The sequence below is a fragment of the Pseudactinotalea sp. genome, from assembly GCF_048594945.1.
Classification (GTDB): domain Bacteria; phylum Actinomycetota; class Actinomycetes; order Actinomycetales; family Beutenbergiaceae; genus Pseudactinotalea.
The window spans coordinates 1-3,431 of the sequence record NZ_JBMDXJ010000544.1 but is presented as its reverse complement, the minus strand read 5'-3'; the positions used below and the strand labels follow the sequence as shown (position 1 = coordinate 3,431).

Sequence of the window (3,431 nt, the reverse complement as noted above, 5' to 3'; positions counted from 1 at the left end):
GCAGCGGCGCGCCGAGGTGAAGGATCTGCTGGAGATCGTCAAGGTCGGCGCCCAGCGCGCCCGGTCTTTCCCGCACGAGCTCTCGGGCGGCATGCGGCAACGGGTGATGATCGCGATGGCGCTCGCGCTGCGGCCTCAGCTCATGGTGATGGACGAGCCCACCACGGCGCTGGACGTGCTGGTGCAGCGCGAGATCATCCGTCAGATCTAGCAGCTGCGGCACGAGTTCGGCTTCTCGGTCATCTTCATCACCCACGACCTGCCGCTGCTGCTCGAGATCACCGACCGCATCGCGATCATGCGCGAGGGCGAGATCGTCGAGATCGGTGCGGCGGAACAGATCTGGACCGATCCGCAGCACGACTACACGAAGACGTTGCTGTCCTCGTTCCCGAGGTTGACAGGCGAGAGGGGGGTGGTGGTGCGATGACGCTCCTCGAGGTCAAGAACATCACCAAGGTCTACAACGTCCGCGGCGCGGGTCAGATGAAGGCGCTCGACGACGTCAGCTTCACGCTGAGCTCGGGTCGCACCGTGGGACTCGTGGGCCAGTCGGGCAGCGGCAAGTCGACGATCGCCAAGATCCTCATCCAGCTGGAGACACCCACCGACGGCGAGGTGCTGCTCGATGGTGCACCGATCCCGCGGCGCGGCAAGGCGCTCCGCGACTACCGGCAGCAGCTGCGGATGGTGTTCCAGGATCCGTTCGCCTCCCTCAACCCGTACCACTCGATCCGCTACCACATCGAGCGCCCGCTGCAGCTCGGCGGGGTGACGCCCAAGGACGAGATCGACGGCGAGGTCCGGCGCCTGCTGGAGCGCGTCCGGTTGGTCCCGGATGCGGTCATCGACCGCCGCCCACACGAGCTCTCCGGCGGTCAGCGGCAGCGCGTCGCGATCGCGCGAGCGCTGGCATCGCGCCCCACGCTGCTCGTGGCCGACGAACCGGTCTCGATGCTGGATGTCTCGCTGCGGCTCGGGGTGCTCAACCTGCTGGCCGACCTGCAGCGCGAAGAAGGGCTCGGCGTCCTCTACATCACGCACGACCTCGCCACGGCGCGCCACTTCAGCGACGAGATCATCGTGCTCAACCAGGGCCGCATCGTGGAGCACGGACCGGCCGACGACGTCATCCTCGACCCGCAGGATCCATACACGCGCGAGTTGCGGGCGGCGTCGCCCGATCCCGAGGCGCACTTCGCCTCGGCCGCCGGCAACCTCGGAGGTGCCCAGTGAGCAGTGTGCAACCTCAGCTTCTCGAGCCGGAGACCGATGCTCTCGAGGTCGGGACGACGGCGACGCGAGCGAACGGCGGTCGGGCGCGCATCCCGTGGCGCTACCTCGGGCGACGTGCTGCCTTCTATCTCTTCACCCTGTGGGCCGCGATCACCATCAACTTCTTCCTTCCCCGCATGATGAAGGGTGACGCGGTCACCCAGTACCTCTCCCGCAACCGCAACATCAGCCCGGAGGCGGCGGACGCGCTGCGATCGCTTCTCGGCCTCGACTCCGACAAGACCTTGCTGCAGCAGTACGCCGACTACTGGGCACTGCTGCTGCAGGGGGATCTCGGTGTCTCCCTGCTGCACGGCCTGCGCCCGGTCACCGAGGTGGTCAGCGGAGCACTGCCGTGGACGATCGGCCTCGTGGGGATCGCGACAGTCATCTCCTTCACGATCGGCACGGTCGGTGGCGCGGTCGTCGGCTGGAGGCGCGGCAGCAAGGCCGATGTGCTCATCCCGATCACGACGTTCCTCAGCACCATCCCGTACTTCTGGCTGGGGCTGCTCGCGATCGCCGTGTTCTCGGTGAACCTCGGCTGGTTCCCGATCGGCAAGGCCTACGGGGTGGGGATGCAGCCGGGGTGGAACCTCGAGTTCATCGGCCAGGTCATCCACCACGGCACCCTCCCGATCGCGACGATCGTCATCGCTTCGCTCGGTGGCTGGATGCTCGGCATGCGCAACATGATGCTGACGGTGCTCGACGAGGACTACATCACGGTCGCGCAAGCCAAGGGCATGCCGAACAAGCGGGTGTTGTGGGGCTACGCCGCACGCAACGCGGTGCTGCCGCAGATCCAGAGCTTCGCCCTCTCGATCGGCTTCATCGTGGGCGGCTCGATCGTGATGGAGATGGTCTTCAGTTATCCCGGCATCGGCAAGCTGCTGCTCGATGCGACCAACGCGAAGGACTACGCGCTGATGCAGGGTGTGTTCCTGGTGATCACCATCTCGGTGCTCGTCGCGAACATCCTCGCCGACATCGCCTACGCGTTCCTCGATCCGCGGACACGACAGGCGGGGGTCTGAGCCATGAGTACCGAGACCAACGAGACGACCACCACCGAGCCGAGTCCCGCCGTCGCGCCCGGAGCCGAGGAGAGCACGTCCGCAAAGGATGCTGGCGTCCCCGCACCCGTGCAGGAATCGGTGTGGCGGGAGTTCCTCGCCAAGCTCGGGTCCGCGTTCGCGATGTTCCGGAACCGGAAGTCGCTCACCGGCCTGGCGATCCTCGCCTTCTTCGTGCTGATCGCGATCTTCGCCGATGTTCTCGCACCCTTCTCACCGACCAAGGTGGACAACACCGCCCGGTTCCAGCCGCCGTCGTCGGAGCACTGGCTGGGGACCACGCATATCGGTGAGGACGTGCTGAGCCAGGTGATCCACGGGACGCGAGGCGTCGTCGTCGTCGGATTCCTGGCCGCGATCATCGCGACGATCATCGCTATCACCGTGGGCGTCATCTCCGGCTACATCAGCGGCTGGAAGAGCGAGGGACTGTCCGCGCTGACCAACGTGTTCCTCGTGATCCCCGGCCTGCCGCTCATCATCATCGTGGCCGCGATGTTCGAAGACCCGCCGCTGTGGGTGATCGCCGGTGTCCTCGGCGTCATCGGGTGGGCCTGGGGCGCGCGGGTGCTGCGTGCCCAGACGATGTCACTGCGCAACCGCGACTTCATCCAGGCCGCACGAGCCAACGGAGAGCCGCTGCGCCGCATCATCGCGATCGAGATGCTGCCCAATCTGATGGCGCTGATCGCCGCCAGCTTCGTGGGCACCGTGACCGCGGCGATCCTCAGCCTCACCACGCTCTCGTACATCGGCGTGATCCCGGTGACCACCTACAACTGGGGAACGATCCTCAACTGGGCGTCGGCGCAGGGCGCGTTCCAGCAGGGCCAGTGGTGGTGGTTCCTGCCCCCGGGCCTGTGCATCGCGATCATCGGCGTGGCGCTCTCGCTGATCAACTTCGGCATCGACGAGTACGTCAACCCGCGTCTGCGCTCGGCGGGGGAGCGCGCCCGCGCCATGAAGAAGAAGGGGCTCGACGTCAACGAGCCCGTGACCGCCGTTCGCACCGAGCGCGACTCGGGCACCGCCGCCGTTCCCGCCGAGAAGGAGTCCGAGTGAACGAGCCGTTCCGCGACC

Annotated in this window: 3 protein-coding genes and 1 pseudogene; all 4 read left to right on the top strand. The window is 66.9% G+C overall.

Annotation, left to right across the window (positions count from 1 at the left end):
- Positions 1-430, top strand: a pseudogene (locus ACOJSN_RS24700) (ATP-binding cassette domain-containing protein); the annotation flags it as partial.
- Positions 427-1,236 carry an ABC transporter ATP-binding protein gene (locus ACOJSN_RS24695; RefSeq protein WP_420115135.1) on the top strand — a complete coding sequence of 270 codons (810 nt, stop codon included), beginning with the start codon at positions 427-429 and terminating at the stop codon, positions 1,234-1,236. The pseudogene ACOJSN_RS24700 and the gene ACOJSN_RS24695, both read left to right, overlap by 4 nt.
- Positions 1,233-2,312 carry an ABC transporter permease gene (locus ACOJSN_RS24690; RefSeq protein ID WP_420115134.1) on the top strand — a complete coding sequence of 360 codons (1,080 nt, stop codon included), beginning with the start codon at positions 1,233-1,235 and terminating at the stop codon, positions 2,310-2,312. The genes ACOJSN_RS24695 and ACOJSN_RS24690 overlap by 4 nt, the downstream gene beginning before the upstream one ends.
- 162 nt (positions 2,313-2,474) lie before the next feature.
- Positions 2,475-3,413, top strand: coding sequence for an ABC transporter permease (locus tag ACOJSN_RS24685; protein WP_420115136.1), 939 nt, complete (start codon positions 2,475-2,477; stop codon positions 3,411-3,413).
- Positions 3,414-3,431 lie beyond the last annotated feature (18 nt).